The following is a 14,374-nucleotide window of genomic DNA, read 5'->3' as shown; positions in this document are numbered from 1 at the left end:
AACCGTTCGTCAAGGTTCGAGTCCTTGATCCTCTGCCAAGATTCAAAAAAAGCTCCTGTTAATGGAGCTTTTTTTATTTTAGGCGATTTTTATAAAGTTGGTTCTTAGCTTTATGCTATTTATTGAAAAACAATAAACTCTACTGGTACATGTTTAACCAACCAGACTCCATTTTCAGCTTGGAAAAATTCGAATCCATTCTTATGCATTTCTAAAGCATGAATAATTAAAATCTCAGGTTTACCATAACGTGTTCCCACAGATAGAGCGGTGTCTTTATTTTCTGTTAGATGTACATATTGACGATCCTTTGAGATCAAACCTTGTTCTTTTATAGAATCTATAAATCTTTGAGCTGTACCATGATAAAGAGAGATTGGTGGCACAAGCTTATTTAGAGTGATATCGACACTTGTGGTTGAGTGGCCCTGTACAGCACGAATATATTTTCCATCGTCAGAAATTTGGAAGCGCTTTTTATCACTATTGTTCACAATATTCTTAATAATTTCTTCTTCTAAATCTACATTCTTGACTGGTTGTGACTTGGAAATTAACTCTTCAATATTTGCCCAACCTTCACGATCTAATGTTAGATCAATTTCTTCTGGTTTGTGTCTTAGAATAAAACTTAAATATTGGCTAATTGCTTTTTCGTTCATAGATATAAGAGTATTAGAGTTTTTTATATTTTAGTGATTTTATTAATTTAAGGATAGTTTGTGGAATAGCTAAAAAGATGCTAGCTATAAAATGAGGCCAAGTTTTCTGTGTAGTGATACATAAGCATTTGACCTATACAATTTAAAAGTTTGAGATAGTAGGTAAAATCTATAAAATTTTGTGTTTTCTGGAAGGTTAAATGATTAATGAATTAAAGAGTATTATCAAAAGTTTAAAAAAATATACTAATGAGGAAAGATGCTTTTGGTTGTTGCATAACTATCCTTTAAATAGTGAGGATTATTATTTTGCATTCCAGTTAATTCCTCATTTTTCATGGGGAAAAAAGGAAAGAAAAATATTAATGAATTATTATTTACATAAGTTACCATTTTCATCAGAAAGTCCATATTTAGTATTTTTGAAGATTTCACCGTTGTCAGAGTTTATAAAAATTTTGGAAGAAATTGTAACTGATAAAAATAATGAAGATTTAACTCTATTGAGTTATCATCTGAATAGAATATTTCAATATGAAATAAAGGAAGATGTATATAATAAACATAAGGTTGATATAGAAAGGCTTTTAAATAAGTTGAAGTAGAAATTCTACTATCGCTAATTAATTTTCATCCCCTCCCATAATGCACCAATTTTAAATCGATAGCTATGGATAAAACATGAATTTAATCAATCGCAGTAGTAAGTTCTTTCTTGCAGTTTTTCTGATGAGGAGTCTTCCAAATACATATGCAACTAGCATACAGGCTTTACATACTGATTTGTAACAGGAAGCAGGGCTTTAGCAAGACTTGCTTCAGCATCTAGACTCGTAGGAGTACGTGATAAAACTGTAGATAATGTTGAGCAGCGATCGAAAGTTCAATAGGAGTAATAACTGTGGTTGAATGTATTTCTAATTCCATTGGAAAAGCATTAGTTGAAAAAGGGAGTAGTTTTAATAGTTTTTTCAAGTTATCAGTAAATTATGATTATGGCTATAATTATGATTATGCTTTAATCGTAGGGGAGAAGTATTTTGTTTTAGGTGGGTTTGTTAAAAATAATTGCCTATATTACTATATTTATGATGATTATGTGCGGGTAGTGCCTGCTATTCTTTTTGATATTGAAAAGTATTGTTTAAATAATGATATGTCTTTTTATGTTGATAATAATCAAGGTGGTTGTTTAGGTGTTATTTTTAATCCTCTTAATAAAATAGATTATTGGTATGAAAAGTATTTGGATGAAGATGTAGATGTAGTGGAAATTGTTAATAATATAATCAACTTAAAGCTGGGGATAATATTTAATAGCGTATCAAAAATATAGTGATATAAAAGTATTTACTGGTGAAACAGTAATAGCTAGGAATTATAAAGAATGTTAGAAGTAATCGTTAATTTTGAAGATAATTTGTATACAAAAAAAATATTGGAAGTAAATGATATTCCATGTGTGTGCAAAATATCTAGTACATTTGAAATTGAGTTTTTGGAGGCTGTTCCGCAGGTAACAGGAAAAGTTTTGAATTGGAATCATAAAGATATAGATGCTCGTGTACCAGCAGGTGCAGGTGGCGAATATATTCATGATAAATTTGGGATGATTTCTATATCTAAGCTTGATAACAATTTATATATTATTGAAAAACTGTCTATGTTTGAGCTGTGGAGTGGGGGTTGGATTAAAGTTATTGAAAATAGAGAGTATGTTGACATTATTGCAGAAGAGGAACCAGATTGGCTGAAAAATTTATAAATAAAATTAGTTATGTTGTAAAAACGAAACTATTAGGAAGTGAATTATTCGATCTTTTAAGAGAAGAGTTAAATGGTCAGTATGAAGTTATCTATGAAAGTTAAGGTAGTTTAAAAAATTGCTCCCAAATTAACCTAATTATATGACATTGTATGACTTCTAAAATTTTTTTAATATTTTTTGAAAAATAGGAAAGTTGAAGCTTTTTCTTCCCAGAAAGCACCAATTTCAAATCAATAGATATGGATAAAACATGAATTCAATAAATCGCAGTAGTAAGTTCTTTCTTGCAGTTTTTCTGATGATGAGTCTTTCAAATACATATGCAGCAAAGACACAGGTTGAAGAGGTTGATGCAATGGAAGCTGCTGGAGCAGAAGTGGCAGAAGCAGGTGGAGCTGATGTTAGTGGAGTAGAGGTTGAATGTGGTGCTGATGGAGCTTGTTATGGTGTAACTTCTGTAGCTCCCGTTTCTGATGATGAAAGGTACGGTGGTATTGAACAGGAATATGTTGTAAAAGGCTGTAAAGTAACGGTCTACAATGATGGGCCAGTGAAAATGGTCGATGTAAAGACGGATCAACCATGTGATGCTCCACTTCCTAAAGGTCATAAATTCTCTAAAAAGAACCATTAATTATTTTATGTAGCATCTTTAAACGGGCGCTATTAAAATGAATTTACCAAGCCTCAAGCCAACTGAGAGTAAGAGGCTTATTTTTCTCATCTATTCTGATTAGGAACTATAAGAATTAGCCCAATCTTTCTTATTGCTGAACTCAATTATTTTTTAAAAAACTATAGAAATAACAACATCTGATTTTACCCGTAGATTTTGTAGTTCATCTTAAAAACCCACTGATTTATCAAATACTTTGTCTGTTTTATTTTAAAACAGTTGTCACTTTTTGTGCTTGACGATAAATAGAGTGACTATTATCCTTTGCGTGCTGGCCTACATTGCCAGTCGGTTTTGACGGACCGTATCATAGAAGCATTAAAGGTTTTACTTTTAATGCTTAGCCCCTCGTGCCCCCTCTGCGGCGGAACGGGAGGGGGACACCTTCGGGTGTGCTGGCTCTATGACCAGTCCGTCAACCCCTTTTCGTTCTGCCACCATAATTTTAATGTCTGGCAGAACTCCCAATAAAAAGGAGTTGGCTTTGTACATTCATTATTTCTTGGCAGCCTTTGCCAAAAGCTATAACAACACAACTTAGTTTATTAACGAGTTTGATTGCCATTAGGTTTATCAAGCTTTAAATCGTCACGACTAAAAATTTAGCAACTATAAAACTCGAGATGTGCCAAGCACAGTCTTTATGGGTTTTGCTGTGCCTTTTTTTCTCCCAGAAAGGGCACAGATTTTTTTAACTCATTTATATACAACAAAAATTTATTTTATAACGGTAAAACTATGCCAAATTTAACACTCCCAACACGTGCTTTTGAAGTTGTAAAAAAAGGGATTCATCTGTTCCATCACGGTGGATTTCACACTGTTGGCGTCGACAAAATTGTGAGGGAAACCGAAGTCACAAAAATGACCTTTTATAACTATTTTCACTCTAAACAGCGCTTCATTGAAATCTGTTTAATCGTGCAAAAAGAACGTCTTCAAGAACAAGTGATTGAAATGGTCGAATATGACCACGCTACAAGTACACTAGATAAACTTAAGAAGCTGTACTTTTTACATAGCGATATAGAAGGGCCATATTACATATTATTTAAGGCTGTTTTTGAAACAAAAATTAGCTATCCAAATGCTTTTCAGACCGCAGTGAGATATAGAATGTGGCTTATCAATGAAATTTATAGCCATCTCAGACAGTTAAAAATCGATGCAACATTTAATGAGGCCAGACTCTTTTTATATATGATTGAGGGCACGATTATTCAATTGTTAGATAACTGCAATGTGGCTGAAACAGAGAAGGTACTGGATTACTTTTTACTAAAGCTTGGTTTGGTTTATTCTTGAGATTATAAATGTAACTTTATGCATAAAGTGAGGCTTAAGCTGATATTAATTTAGCTTTAGTCTCTTATGAAACTAAAGCTAATAAATTTAGGTCATCAAAAAATTACTAGAGGTTTCTAAAAAACAATATTGTAAATAAAACTTTATTCAATATTTTCATATTCTGGTAGTTCTCCCCACTGCCAACGTTTTTTAGTCGTTAGAACTAAAATGGTAATACCCAAAATTGTACCGATCGGGAATCCAAGCAATAGTAATACTCCAACACCCTGTGATAAATTTTTGCCCGATTCAGTCCCTTTAGATACTTCATTTGAAGCTCTAAAGTGTAAAGCACCTAAGCCTGCATAAATGGCAAGAACAAAAACAGAAAAAATTAAGTTTTCTTTTTTTACTCCATAATTTGCCAGTAGGAAAATTGCTATGATCAACATTAAAATATAAAAGCCTGTTACACAGCGATGAACGTAAAATAAATTTTTATTTAAATGCATATTTACTTACTTTTCTAACTATTTATGTGATTTTATCAAATTGTTAAGTAAAATTGTCATGCCTAAATATTTTTAATCACTATTGATTCGTTTCTCAAGCATCTCCATAAAGGTTTTTAAAATATTATTGTGGTTCTTACCCTTATGAGTAATTAAGCATATAGGGGTAGTGTAGTGCATTTTGTCTTTTAAAACAGGTTGCATCACACCGTCTTCAACCCATTTTTTTGCATAGTGGTCGGGTAAAAAACCTAAAAATTTGCCGGTTAAAATTAGAAAGGCAATCCCTTCGCGGTCACTTGCGGTCGCTTTACAGTCTAAAAGCTGATGTAGCTTTGCGGCTTCTGAGGTAATCGCATAATTAGGAAGAATGGCTTGCCATTTTTTTAATTCATTTAAATTAATATTGCTACATTGGTTAAATAAAGGATGGTTTTTGCCGCAGTATAAAAATGAACTTTCACTATATAAATCGAAATAGTCTAAACCAGACAAAGGCGTCACAAGGGGAATAACGCCTGCATGCAAACGGTTATCGAGCACGCGGCACTCAATATCTGACAAAGTACTCATACTAATATTAATAATAACTTCGGCATGCTCTTCGGCAAGTTGAGTCAAGGTGTTGGTGATATAGCCTCTAGGCATAGTCACAAGGTTGTTAATAATCCCGATATTAAACTCACCCTTGAGGCGGTTATGCATTTGGTTGACTTTAGAGCGGAAGTCTTCAATCGCTGCTGTGAGTACTTCAATATATTCTAAAATTTCCCGTCCTTCATCGGTGAGGGCAAACCCGGCACGCCCTCGCTGACATAGTCGAATGCCCAAACGATTTTCTAAATCACTCATATGCAAACTAATTGCAGAGCGGCTAATACCTAAAATACTTTCGGCAGATGTAAAGCTGTGACAGTCGCAAACCGTTTTAAATATTTTGAGAAGTTTTATATCAAAATCAGTGACTTGATTTAATTTTTTAGGTTTCATTTAGTTTTGTTTTTTTAAATCTAAACTCAAGATAATTTGAATTTATCAAACTTATCTCGCTATGTACACTCAAACCATAATTTGAAAATAAACAGGAATGGTTATGTTTGATACGGATAAATTTAGCGACTCAGAGCATACTTTAGATGCGGTTCAACTTAATAATAATATGCATATAAATTATCAGGCACACTGGATGCCTTTCTCTGCAAATCGAAACTTTGCTAAAGACCCGCGCATGATTGTCGGTGCAAAAGGGTCATACCTGATTGATGATTCGGGCCGTGAAATTTATGACTCACTTTCGGGCTTATGGACGTGTGGTGCTGGTCATACCTTACCCGAAATTCAACAAGCGGTAAGTGCTCAGTTAGGTCAACTAGACTATTCACCAGCTTTTCAGTTTGGTCATCCACTTTCTTTTAAGCTGGCAGATAAAATTGTTCAGCATATGCCTGAAAAACTACAACACGTTTTCTTTACCAACTCAGGTTCGGAGTCGGCAGATACGTCTATAAAAATGGCACGTGCGTATTGGCGTATTAAAGGTAAACCAAGCAAAACCAAATTGATTGGTCGTGCTCGTGGCTATCATGGGGTAAATGTTGCGGGGACAAGCTTAGGTGGTATTGGCGGCAACCGTAAAATGTTTGGTCAGCTTATGGATGTAGACCATTTACCGCATACCTTGCAGCCAAATTTAACTTTTACCAAAGGCTGTGCAGAAACAGGCGGGGTAGAACTTGCCAATGAAATGCTTAAGTTAATTGAGCTACACGATGCTTCAAATATTGCAGCCGTCATTGTAGAGCCTATTTCCGGTTCGGCTGGTTGTATTGTGCCGCCAACGGGTTATTTACAACGCTTAAGAGAGATCTGTGATCAGCATGACATCTTGTTAATTTTTGATGAGGTGATTACAGGCTTTGGGCGATTAGGAACGTGGACAGGGGCAGAGTATTTTGGGGTAACACCAGATATTTTGAACTTTGCGAAACAAGTCACCAACGGTGCCATTCCTTTAGGTGGAGTGGTGGCAAGCCATGAAATTTATTCTGCCTTTATGCAGCAGGACCTACCCGAACATGCCATTGAATTTACTCACGGCTATACCTATTCGGCACATCCGGTTGCTTGTGCTGCCGCTTTAGCTGCGCTTGAAGTTTTAGAAAAGAAAAATCTGTTGGCTCAATCGGCGGCGTTGGCTCCAAGTTTTGAAAAAATGCTGCATGGTTTAAAAGGCGCACCGCACATTTTAGACATACGTAACTGTGGCTTGATTGGTGCAATGCAATTGGCACCACGTGATGGCGATGCCACCATTCGAGGTTTTGAGCTTGGTATGAAACTTTGGAAAGAAGGATTCTATGTTCGCTTTGGAGGCGACACGCTTCAGTTCGGTCCAATGTTTAACAGCACTGAGGCAGATATTGACCGCTTAATGAATGCCGTGGGCGATGCGCTTTATCAAGTGAAGTAAAACTTAGAGACATTCCATGGGCATCTATAACGGTAATAGATGCTTTTTAAAAAACCAAATGAAAAATACAGTTTGATCTCAAAACTAATTGTAGTAAGGAGTAACAACAATGACAAATGGCCTAGAAGATTTTAGCTATGAAGAAGTTTCAACTGAAAATAGTACGCATAGTGAACAAGCCAAAAAAGTGCTAGGGCATTTCATTCAAGGAAGAATTGTATCTAAAACGGCAAGAAAACAGCCTGTTTACAATCCTGCGACGGGTGAAATTAGTAAAGAAGTCGAAATTGCAGATGCTCAAACGGTAAATGAAGCAGTTCAGGCAGCCGAGCAAGCATTTCCTGCATGGCGCGATACACCAGTTATTAAACGTGCGCGTGTCATGTTCAAGTTCAAACAATTATTAGAACAAAATGCCGAAAAGATTTGCGCTTTGATTGGACAAGAGCACGGTAAGATTTCTCATGATGCTCAAGGCGAATTGCAACGCGGTATAGAAAACGTTGAATATGCTTGCGGCGCACCAGAGCTTTTAAAAGGGGAGTTTTCAAAAAATGTCGGTCCAGATATCGATTCATGGAGCGAGTTCCAACCGCTAGGTGTTGTCGCTGGCATTACTCCATTTAACTTCCCAGCTATGGTGGCGTTGTGGATGTTCCCAATGGCACTGGTTTGCGGAAACTGCTTTATTTTAAAACCTTCTGAAAAAGCGCCTTCAGTGGTTTTATACCTTGCAGAATTATTAAAACAAGCGGGTTTACCTGACGGCGTATTTAATGTGGTGAATGGTGACAAAGAAGCGGTAGATGCCTTATTGCACCATCCTCGTATTCAGGCAGTCAGCTTTGTAGGTTCGACCCCAATTGCTGAATATATTTACCGTACAGCGACTTCAACAGGTAAACGTTGCCAAGCATTAGGCGGTGCAAAAAACCACGCGATTATCATGCCGGATGCCGATATTGATAACGTGGTGACTTCATTACTAGGCGCAGCTTTTGGCTCTTCGGGCGAACGTTGTATGGCACTTTCGGTTGCGGTTGCCATTGGCGATGAAGTTGCCGATGTTGTGATTGATAAGCTTACTCAAGAAATGAAAAAATTGAAGTTCGGCAACTATGCAGATGCAAGCAACGATTTTGGACCGCTCATTACCCAAGCACATAAAGACAAAGTGCAGGCTTATATACAAAGTGCAGAGCAGCAAGGCGCAAAAATTGTGGTAGATGGCCGCGATGCAAAACCGGCAGGCTATGAAAAAGGCTTCTTTGTTGGGCCAACTTTAATTGACCAAGTCACTCCAAACATGACCAGTTATCAGCAAGAGATTTTTGGTCCTGTACTGCAAGTTATGCGTGTGAATAGTATGCAAGAAGCCATGCAACTGATTAATGACCACGAATATGGCAACGGTACTTGTATCTATACCCGTGACGGTGAGGCAGCGCGCTATTTTAGCAGTCACATTCAAGTGGGTATGGTCGGTATTAATGTGCCTTTACCAGTACCTGTGGCTTACCACAGCTTTGGTGGCTGGAAACGTTCGTTGTTTGGTGATTTACATGCGTATGGTCCAGACGGTGTCCGTTTCTACACACGCCGTAAAACCATTACTCAACGTTGGCCATCGGCTCAAGTCCGTGAAGCAAAACAGTTCTCAATGCCAACTTTAAATTAATTTTTACTATCAGGGAAAACAGCAGTTTTCCCTTTTTTCATAACTGTAGGATTTTGACATGTAATAGATTGTTTTTATGGATATATTTTTAAGGAATGAAATATGAATAATGATACAACAAAAAAATTAGGCGAAGGACTTTCAAATCGCCATATCACAATGATTAGTATTGGCGGTGTTATTGGCGCAGGTTTATTTGTCGGTTCATCTTCGGCAATTGCCAAAGCAGGTCCTGCGGTCATTCTTGCATACCTGATTACCAGCATTATGGTATTTCTGGTGATGCGCATGTTAGGTGAAATGGCCGTTTTAGAGCCAGACACTGGTTCATTTTCTACCTATGCCCGTAAAGCAATTGGCCCGTGGGCAGGCTTTACGATTGGTTGGTTATATTGGTGGTTTTGGGTACTTGCGATTCCGGTAGAAGCCATCGCAGGTGCTGAAATTTTACATTCGTGGTTTCCGGGCGTTTCAGTTTCTATTTATGCATTTTGCTTTATTGTGTTCTTAAGCTTAGCCAATTTTTTTAGTACCAAAAGTTTTGGCGAGTTTGAATTCTGGTTTTCATTAGTCAAAGTCGTTGCCATTATTGGCTTCATTATTATTGGTATTTTGGCAATTTCAGGTGTTTGGCCTTTAGCTAAAAATGTTAGCGGTGTTGCCAATTTATATAACAACGCTGGCTTTATGCCGCACGGTATGGGAGGTATTTTATCTGCCATCTTAATTACGGCATTTTCATTTTTTGGGGTAGAAATTGTCTCGATTGCCGCGGCAGAGTCATCCAACCCTAAACAGAAAATTAGACGTGCCACCAATTTGGTGCTGTACCGTATTATTCTTTTCTTTGTGGTCTCAATGTTTATTGCCGTTTCACTTGTCGATTGGCGTTCACCGGACTTACAGAAGTACGGGACATTCCAATACGTTTTAATGAGCTTAAACGTACCGGGTACTAAACTTATCATTGATACGGTTGTGTTTATTGCTGTGGCAAGCTGTATGAATGCCGCAATTTATACGTCTTCTCGTATGCTATTCCGCTTAGGAACACGCAATGAAGCACCGCAGGCAGTCACTAAAGTGAATTATGCGGGTGTACCTGCTATTGCGGTGTTTTCCTCAACTTTTATTGGTTTAGTGTGCTGTGTTATTAACTATGTATTTCCAGGAAAAGTATTTAGCTTATTGCTCTCAAGTACAGGGTCAATTGCGTTGCTGGTGTACTTGGTTATTGCGTTTTCACAGCTACGTTTAAGACATAAGCTAGAGGCAGTTGGAGCGGAAATTCCATTTAAAATGTGGTTATTTCCATGGCTGACTTGGTTTGTGATTATCATTATTTTAAGTGTGCTCGCTTATATGTTCTTATCACCAGCATATAGTTATGAAACAACTTTATCTTTAGGCGTGACTTTGGCTGTGGTAGTTTGCGGATTGGTTGTGACCCGAAAGCGTAAAGAAACCCGTTCGGTTGCTATAAATCAGAGTAATTTATAAGAATATTAAATAAAATTTTAATGATATAAATAAAAAGCTCCTTAATGAAAAAGGAGCTTTTTATTTTTAAGTCTGATATTTTTATTTTAGTTGTTATTTATATTTTAAATAGGCGGCAGAGTTATAAAATAACTCTGCCAAAGACTTAAATCGCTTGCCAGTTGTCTTTAACTTCTTGTGAATTTTTATTTAAAATCACTTGATCATCTTTTACCTCACCAATCCAAGACGTTGGAATAAGGTGATGTTGATCGTTTTCATCACGAGTAAGTTTTAACTGGTTTTCACCTTCAAGGTGATCGACAGTTCCTACTTTTGTGCCACAAGAAGCAATAACGTCGGCATGTTTTTTAATATCATTAATATTTAAAGTATTCATTTTTTGACCTCTTCTTTGGAAATAGAAAAACCGTAGAAACTAAATTACTGGATAAAATCGGAGAAATCTTTGTTTTTTAATAAACCTTACATGATTATTTTATATTTTCACTTAAGCGATATAGTTAAATAACAATGAAATAAAAAGAAATATTCATTTAATAAAGATTGTATAAAATATCTTTTTATTACATTTTATATCTTTAAATAAACAGAATTATTTCGATATGTTTAAGTGAATACTTTTGAATAATTATTTGTAATGAATATTAAAATATCTATAAATATGAAAATCTTGAGTATGTTGAATGAGTTTGAAGATACTCATGCTGAAAACAAAAGTCAGCTACGCCAAGATTTACTCTACAAATTGGTAGATTTGGCTAAAAATTTACCCTATCCCGCATCAGGTCAAACCTATCATCGGTGGCAAATGTTTGCTCAAATTGCAGGGTACGACTTAAGTCTTGCTAAATTATTTGAGTCGCATTGTGATGCTTTAAGTATTTTAAATGAACTGGGTTATCAAGCTGAAATAGACGACCAAACTTGGGCGGTATGGGCAGCAGAGGGTGGGCCTGCACCTCTACAAGTCGAGAACAATCACTGTAGCGGTATCAAAACTTGGTGTTCTGGCGCTGAGTTTATTCACAAGGCTTTAATGAGCTATAAGAACAAACAAGGTCAAGCACAGCTTTGTATTGTTGAATTGGCTCATCCTTCGGTTCAGGTTGACCTCAGCCACTGGCAAGCAGTCGGCATGTGGGCAACTCAAACAGCCCAAGTACATTTTGATAATACTCCCGTTACTGTTATAGGTCAGCCAAATCGCTATTTGGAGCGGCCTGGATTTTGGCATGGTGCCGCTGGTGTCGCTGCGTGTTGGTATGGTGCGGCGGTACGCTTAGTTGGCTTTCTACATGAAAGCTGCAAACTTAATCCAAACGCATTTAAAAAAATGTATTTAGGAGAGTTAGCTCAACAGCTCTCTGTAACCAAACAGTATTTTCAATATAGTGCCAAGCTTATAGATGACGAGCCTCTGCTCAGCCATGAGCGTGAAATCCGTATATTACGTGCCCAAACAGAACAATGCTGCCAGAGTGTTATTCAAATCGTTGGCAAAGCTTTAGGCGCAAGGCCTTATTGTGAAGAAGCTATATTTTCTCAGCTCATTGCTGATTTGCCCGTCTTTATTCGACAGAGCCATGCAGCTTTTGACTATGAGTCTATTGCAAAACTCTGTTTGTCGGAGAAAAGCTTATGGGAACTGTAAAGCATCCCTTGGTCGAGGACCGAGTGATTTCAGGTGAGGGTACATCGAAGTTCAGATGGCTAGAGGCATTTAAAAAGCATCCTTTAGATGGGCTGAATTTACAGTTATTTCAATCTAAAAGAGTAGTGATTATTTCGCCGCATCCCGATGACGAAGTGCTGGGTTGTGGTGGTTTAATGCAACAGCTAGTCAAAGAAAACTGCCACATTATTATTGTGGCGGTCAGTAATGGCACGCAAAGCCATCCTCATTCAACAAAATACAGCCCAGACCAATTAAACGATTTACGACCACAAGAAACTTTAGCTGCTTTGGATAGTCTAGGTGTATCAGATTTTTCTGAACGAATTGCTTTAAATCTTATGGATGGTCAGATTCATTTGCAGACTCATCAGTTGAATCAAGCGCTCAGCAGAATCGTTCAGCCCGGAGATATTTTAGTTTGTAGCTATGAATTTGATGGTCATCCCGACCACGAAGCCGTCGGAAAAACGGTACAGGCCTTTGCAAAAGCTCATCAGTTACTCTGTCTACATGTATTGATTTGGGCATGGCATTGGGCAGAGCCTTTAGACTCACGGATTGATTGGTCCAAAGCAAAAGCTTATGCCCTAACGGAAAATCAGTTAATTAAAAAACATCAAGCGCTTATGCAATTTAAAACCCAAATTGAAGCCGATGAAAGCACAGGAAATTCCGCCGTTTTATCTTCAAGTGCAATTAGCCGGCTTTTAATGCCTTATGAGGTATATCTGAGTGACTCATTCTCGTATGTATTTTGAGGAGTTGTATCGTACTAATAATGATCCGTGGGGCTATGATTATCACTGGTATGAAGCCCGTAAAAGACAAATCTGTCTTGCATTATTAACACGACCACACTATCAAAATGTTTTGGAAATTGGCTGTTCAAATGGGCATTTAAGTGTTCATTTGGCAAAACGTGCGGCTCATCTTTTATGTATTGATGTATCTGAACACGCCGTTCATTTAGCGACTCAGCGCTTACAATCATTTGAACATGTAACTGTAGAAAATAGAAAAATCCCTGAAGAGTTGTACGAACAAAAATTTGACCTGATTGTGATTAGTGAAGTGGCGTATTACCTCACATGTGATGAGTTAGATGAGTTTATTAAAAAATTAAAGCATGCATTAAAACCGGAAGGGGAAATTTTGTGTTGCCATTGGCGACACGATATTCAAGATTTTGAATTGAATGCTCAGCAAGTTCACCAAAGCTTTCAGCAATATTTTCCATTTCATCACTATTTAAGCCTAAACGATCCAGATTTTATGATTGATGTTTGGACGGTTAGCACATCATCCATAGCTCAGCGAGAACAATTACGATGAAAATAGGTGTGGTAGTTCCAGCGCATAACGAAGAGCAATATTTATCTGCCTGTTTACATTCGATTCAGGTTGCAATCGAAAGAGTTCCACATGAACAAATCGAGGTCATGGTTGTACTAGATAGCTGTACAGATATGTCGCGTTTAGTTGTACAGCGTTACGCAGTAAATTGGATTGAATGTGATTATAAATGCGTTGGCAAGGCTCGGGATTTGGGTATTCGCCAACTTATTCAAAATGGAGCAAGCTGGATTGCCTGTACAGATGCCGACACTATAGTTAGTTCAGACTGGTTAAGTTGTCAAATTCGACATCAACCTACCGATGCAATTTGCGGTATTGTCACTTTAGATGATTTGAGTCATTTATCGGCTCAAAAACAAAAAAAGTATTTATCACATTATCAAGATTGTATGGATCATCATCATATTCATGGTGCAAATTTAAGTTTTAGTGCTGCTGCTTATATGCAAGTGGGTGGTTTTGAGTCGATTCCATGTCATGAGGATGTTTCACTGATTGAGAAACTGACCAGACATTGCTGCAATATTACTTGGAGTAATTTAGTGCGTGTAACAACCAGCAGTCGCTTGGAAGGCAGATCACCTCAAGGCTTATCAAATTTTTTAGAAAATCTTTAATTATGGTAATTTTATTAAGTTTATTTTAATAATTGCTTTTTATTCTTAATATATATCCTCTGTTACACCGATTGTTTTAGTGTTCATTGCGTTACATCTTTTGCCACATCACCCGATGTGGTTTTTTTTATTAAAAAATAACTAAACTGCGACTTGTAATATTCAAACAA

General features: G+C 37.0%; 16 protein-coding genes. 12 read left to right on the top strand and 4 right to left on the bottom strand.

All coding sequences use genetic code 11. From position 1 onward, the window contains the following. Positions 1 to 119: 119 nt before the first annotated feature. Positions 120 to 662 carry an RNA 2'-phosphotransferase gene (locus B554_RS0113225; protein ID WP_019458431.1) on the bottom strand — a complete coding sequence of 181 codons (543 nt, stop codon included), beginning with the start codon at positions 660 to 662 and terminating at the stop codon, positions 120 to 122. 200 nt (positions 663 to 862) lie between these two features. Between B554_RS0113225 and B554_RS0113220 the strand changes: the two genes are divergently transcribed. The 5 genes from B554_RS0113220 to B554_RS0113195 all read left to right on the top strand — a co-directional run bounded on the left by B554_RS0113220 (position 863) and on the right by B554_RS0113195 (position 4,411). After that, positions 863 to 1,267: a hypothetical protein gene (locus B554_RS0113220; protein WP_019458430.1), complete on the top strand. Its 405-nt coding sequence runs from the start codon at positions 863 to 865 to the stop codon at positions 1,265 to 1,267. Between the two features lie 296 nt (positions 1,268 to 1,563). Continuing rightward, entirely contained in the window at positions 1,564 to 1,998 is a 435-nt protein-coding gene (locus B554_RS0113215) for a hypothetical protein (RefSeq protein WP_019458429.1), read from the top strand. Positions 1,999 to 2,049: 51 nt separating this feature from the next. Continuing rightward, a complete protein-coding gene (locus tag B554_RS0113210) occupies positions 2,050 to 2,427 on the top strand; it encodes a hypothetical protein (RefSeq protein ID WP_019458428.1) in 378 nt (125 codons plus the stop codon). A 253-nt stretch (positions 2,428 to 2,680) separates the two neighbouring features. Further along, positions 2,681 to 3,064 carry a hypothetical protein gene (locus B554_RS0113205; RefSeq protein WP_004700627.1) on the top strand — a complete coding sequence of 128 codons (384 nt, stop codon included), beginning with the start codon at positions 2,681 to 2,683 and terminating at the stop codon, positions 3,062 to 3,064. Between the two features lie 780 nt (positions 3,065 to 3,844). Continuing rightward, positions 3,845 to 4,411, top strand: coding sequence for a TetR/AcrR family transcriptional regulator (locus B554_RS0113195; protein WP_019458426.1), 567 nt, complete (start codon positions 3,845 to 3,847; stop codon positions 4,409 to 4,411). Between the two features lie 143 nt (positions 4,412 to 4,554). On the opposite strand, the gene B554_RS0113190 is transcribed toward B554_RS0113195, so the two are convergent. After that, positions 4,555 to 4,905, bottom strand: coding sequence for a hypothetical protein (locus B554_RS0113190; protein ID WP_019458425.1), 351 nt, complete (start codon positions 4,903 to 4,905; stop codon positions 4,555 to 4,557). A gap of 72 nt (positions 4,906 to 4,977) precedes the next feature. Continuing rightward, the gene (locus tag B554_RS0113185) at positions 4,978 to 5,895 is read right to left on the bottom strand and encodes a LysR family transcriptional regulator (RefSeq protein ID WP_019458424.1); all 918 of its coding nucleotides are present in this window, start codon (positions 5,893 to 5,895) and stop codon (positions 4,978 to 4,980) included. Positions 5,896 to 5,992: 97 nt separating this feature from the next. On the opposite strand from B554_RS0113185, the gene B554_RS0113180 reads away from it, so the two are divergent. The 3 genes from B554_RS0113180 (at position 5,993) to B554_RS0113170 (ending at position 10,553) form a co-directional block, all read left to right on the top strand. Next, positions 5,993 to 7,375, top strand: coding sequence for an aspartate aminotransferase family protein (locus B554_RS0113180; protein ID WP_081400382.1), 1,383 nt, complete (start codon positions 5,993 to 5,995; stop codon positions 7,373 to 7,375). Between the two features lie 109 nt (positions 7,376 to 7,484). After that, positions 7,485 to 9,053, top strand: coding sequence for a CoA-acylating methylmalonate-semialdehyde dehydrogenase (locus B554_RS0113175; RefSeq protein WP_019458422.1), 1,569 nt, complete (start codon positions 7,485 to 7,487; stop codon positions 9,051 to 9,053). Between the two features lie 102 nt (positions 9,054 to 9,155). Beyond that, positions 9,156 to 10,553 carry an amino acid permease gene (locus B554_RS0113170; RefSeq protein ID WP_019458421.1) on the top strand — a complete coding sequence of 466 codons (1,398 nt, stop codon included), beginning with the start codon at positions 9,156 to 9,158 and terminating at the stop codon, positions 10,551 to 10,553. A gap of 145 nt (positions 10,554 to 10,698) precedes the next feature. On the opposite strand, the gene B554_RS0113165 is transcribed toward B554_RS0113170, so the two are convergent. Beyond that, a complete protein-coding gene (locus tag B554_RS0113165) occupies positions 10,699 to 10,932 on the bottom strand; it encodes a DUF2171 domain-containing protein (RefSeq protein ID WP_004700640.1) in 234 nt (77 codons plus the stop codon). Between the two features lie 300 nt (positions 10,933 to 11,232). Between B554_RS0113165 and B554_RS0113160 the strand changes: the two genes are divergently transcribed. The 4 genes from B554_RS0113160 to B554_RS0113145 are packed head-to-tail and all read left to right on the top strand — an operon-like array spanning position 11,233 to position 14,204. After that, entirely contained in the window at positions 11,233 to 12,207 is a 975-nt protein-coding gene (locus B554_RS0113160; RefSeq protein WP_025465215.1) for a hypothetical protein, read from the top strand. After that, positions 12,195 to 12,989 (top strand): PIG-L deacetylase family protein, encoded by a 795-nt coding sequence (locus B554_RS0113155; RefSeq protein ID WP_019458419.1) that lies wholly within the window; start codon positions 12,195 to 12,197, stop codon positions 12,987 to 12,989. The genes B554_RS0113160 and B554_RS0113155 overlap by 13 nt, the downstream gene beginning before the upstream one ends. Next, positions 12,964 to 13,563, top strand: a complete 600-nt coding sequence (locus B554_RS0113150; protein WP_019458418.1) for a class I SAM-dependent methyltransferase — start codon at positions 12,964 to 12,966, stop codon at positions 13,561 to 13,563. Before B554_RS0113155 ends, B554_RS0113150 begins: the two co-directional genes overlap by 26 nt. Then, on the top strand, positions 13,560 to 14,204 hold the full coding sequence (locus tag B554_RS0113145) for a glycosyltransferase (protein WP_019458417.1): 645 nt from the start codon (positions 13,560 to 13,562) through the stop codon (positions 14,202 to 14,204). Before B554_RS0113150 ends, B554_RS0113145 begins: the two co-directional genes overlap by 4 nt. The last annotated feature ends 170 nt before the right edge of the window (positions 14,205 to 14,374 follow it).

It is taken from the genome of Acinetobacter sp. GG2 (genome assembly GCF_000292385.1).
In the GTDB taxonomy this organism is placed as follows: Bacteria; Pseudomonadota; Gammaproteobacteria; order Pseudomonadales; family Moraxellaceae; genus Acinetobacter; species Acinetobacter seifertii.
Note: the sequence above shows the minus strand (reverse complement) of the source record. Positions and strands in the feature narration are given on the sequence as shown.

Excerpts from the sequence above, each read along its gene's own strand:
- B554_RS0113225 (WP_019458431.1), bottom strand. The coding sequence starts at position 662 with ATGAACGAAAAAGCAATTAGCCAATATTTAAGTTTTATTCTAAGACAC.
- B554_RS0113220 (WP_019458430.1), top strand. The coding sequence starts at position 863 with ATGATTAATGAATTAAAGAGTATTATCAAAAGTTTAAAAAAATATACT.
- B554_RS0113210 (WP_019458428.1), top strand. The coding sequence starts at position 2,050 with ATGTTAGAAGTAATCGTTAATTTTGAAGATAATTTGTATACAAAAAAA.
- B554_RS0113205 (WP_004700627.1), top strand. The coding sequence starts at position 2,681 with ATGAATTCAATAAATCGCAGTAGTAAGTTCTTTCTTGCAGTTTTTCTG.
- B554_RS0113195 (WP_019458426.1), top strand. The coding sequence starts at position 3,845 with ATGCCAAATTTAACACTCCCAACACGTGCTTTTGAAGTTGTAAAAAAA.
- B554_RS0113190 (WP_019458425.1), bottom strand. The coding sequence starts at position 4,905 with ATGCATTTAAATAAAAATTTATTTTACGTTCATCGCTGTGTAACAGGC.
- B554_RS0113185 (WP_019458424.1), bottom strand. The coding sequence starts at position 5,895 with ATGAAACCTAAAAAATTAAATCAAGTCACTGATTTTGATATAAAACTT.
- B554_RS0113180 (WP_081400382.1), top strand. The coding sequence starts at position 5,993 with ATGGTTATGTTTGATACGGATAAATTTAGCGACTCAGAGCATACTTTA.
- B554_RS0113175 (WP_019458422.1), top strand. The coding sequence starts at position 7,485 with ATGACAAATGGCCTAGAAGATTTTAGCTATGAAGAAGTTTCAACTGAA.
- B554_RS0113170 (WP_019458421.1), top strand. The coding sequence starts at position 9,156 with ATGAATAATGATACAACAAAAAAATTAGGCGAAGGACTTTCAAATCGC.
- B554_RS0113165 (WP_004700640.1), bottom strand. The coding sequence starts at position 10,932 with ATGAATACTTTAAATATTAATGATATTAAAAAACATGCCGACGTTATT.
- B554_RS0113160 (WP_025465215.1), top strand. The coding sequence starts at position 11,233 with ATGTTGAATGAGTTTGAAGATACTCATGCTGAAAACAAAAGTCAGCTA.
- B554_RS0113155 (WP_019458419.1), top strand. The coding sequence starts at position 12,195 with ATGGGAACTGTAAAGCATCCCTTGGTCGAGGACCGAGTGATTTCAGGT.
- B554_RS0113145 (WP_019458417.1), top strand. The coding sequence starts at position 13,560 with ATGAAAATAGGTGTGGTAGTTCCAGCGCATAACGAAGAGCAATATTTA.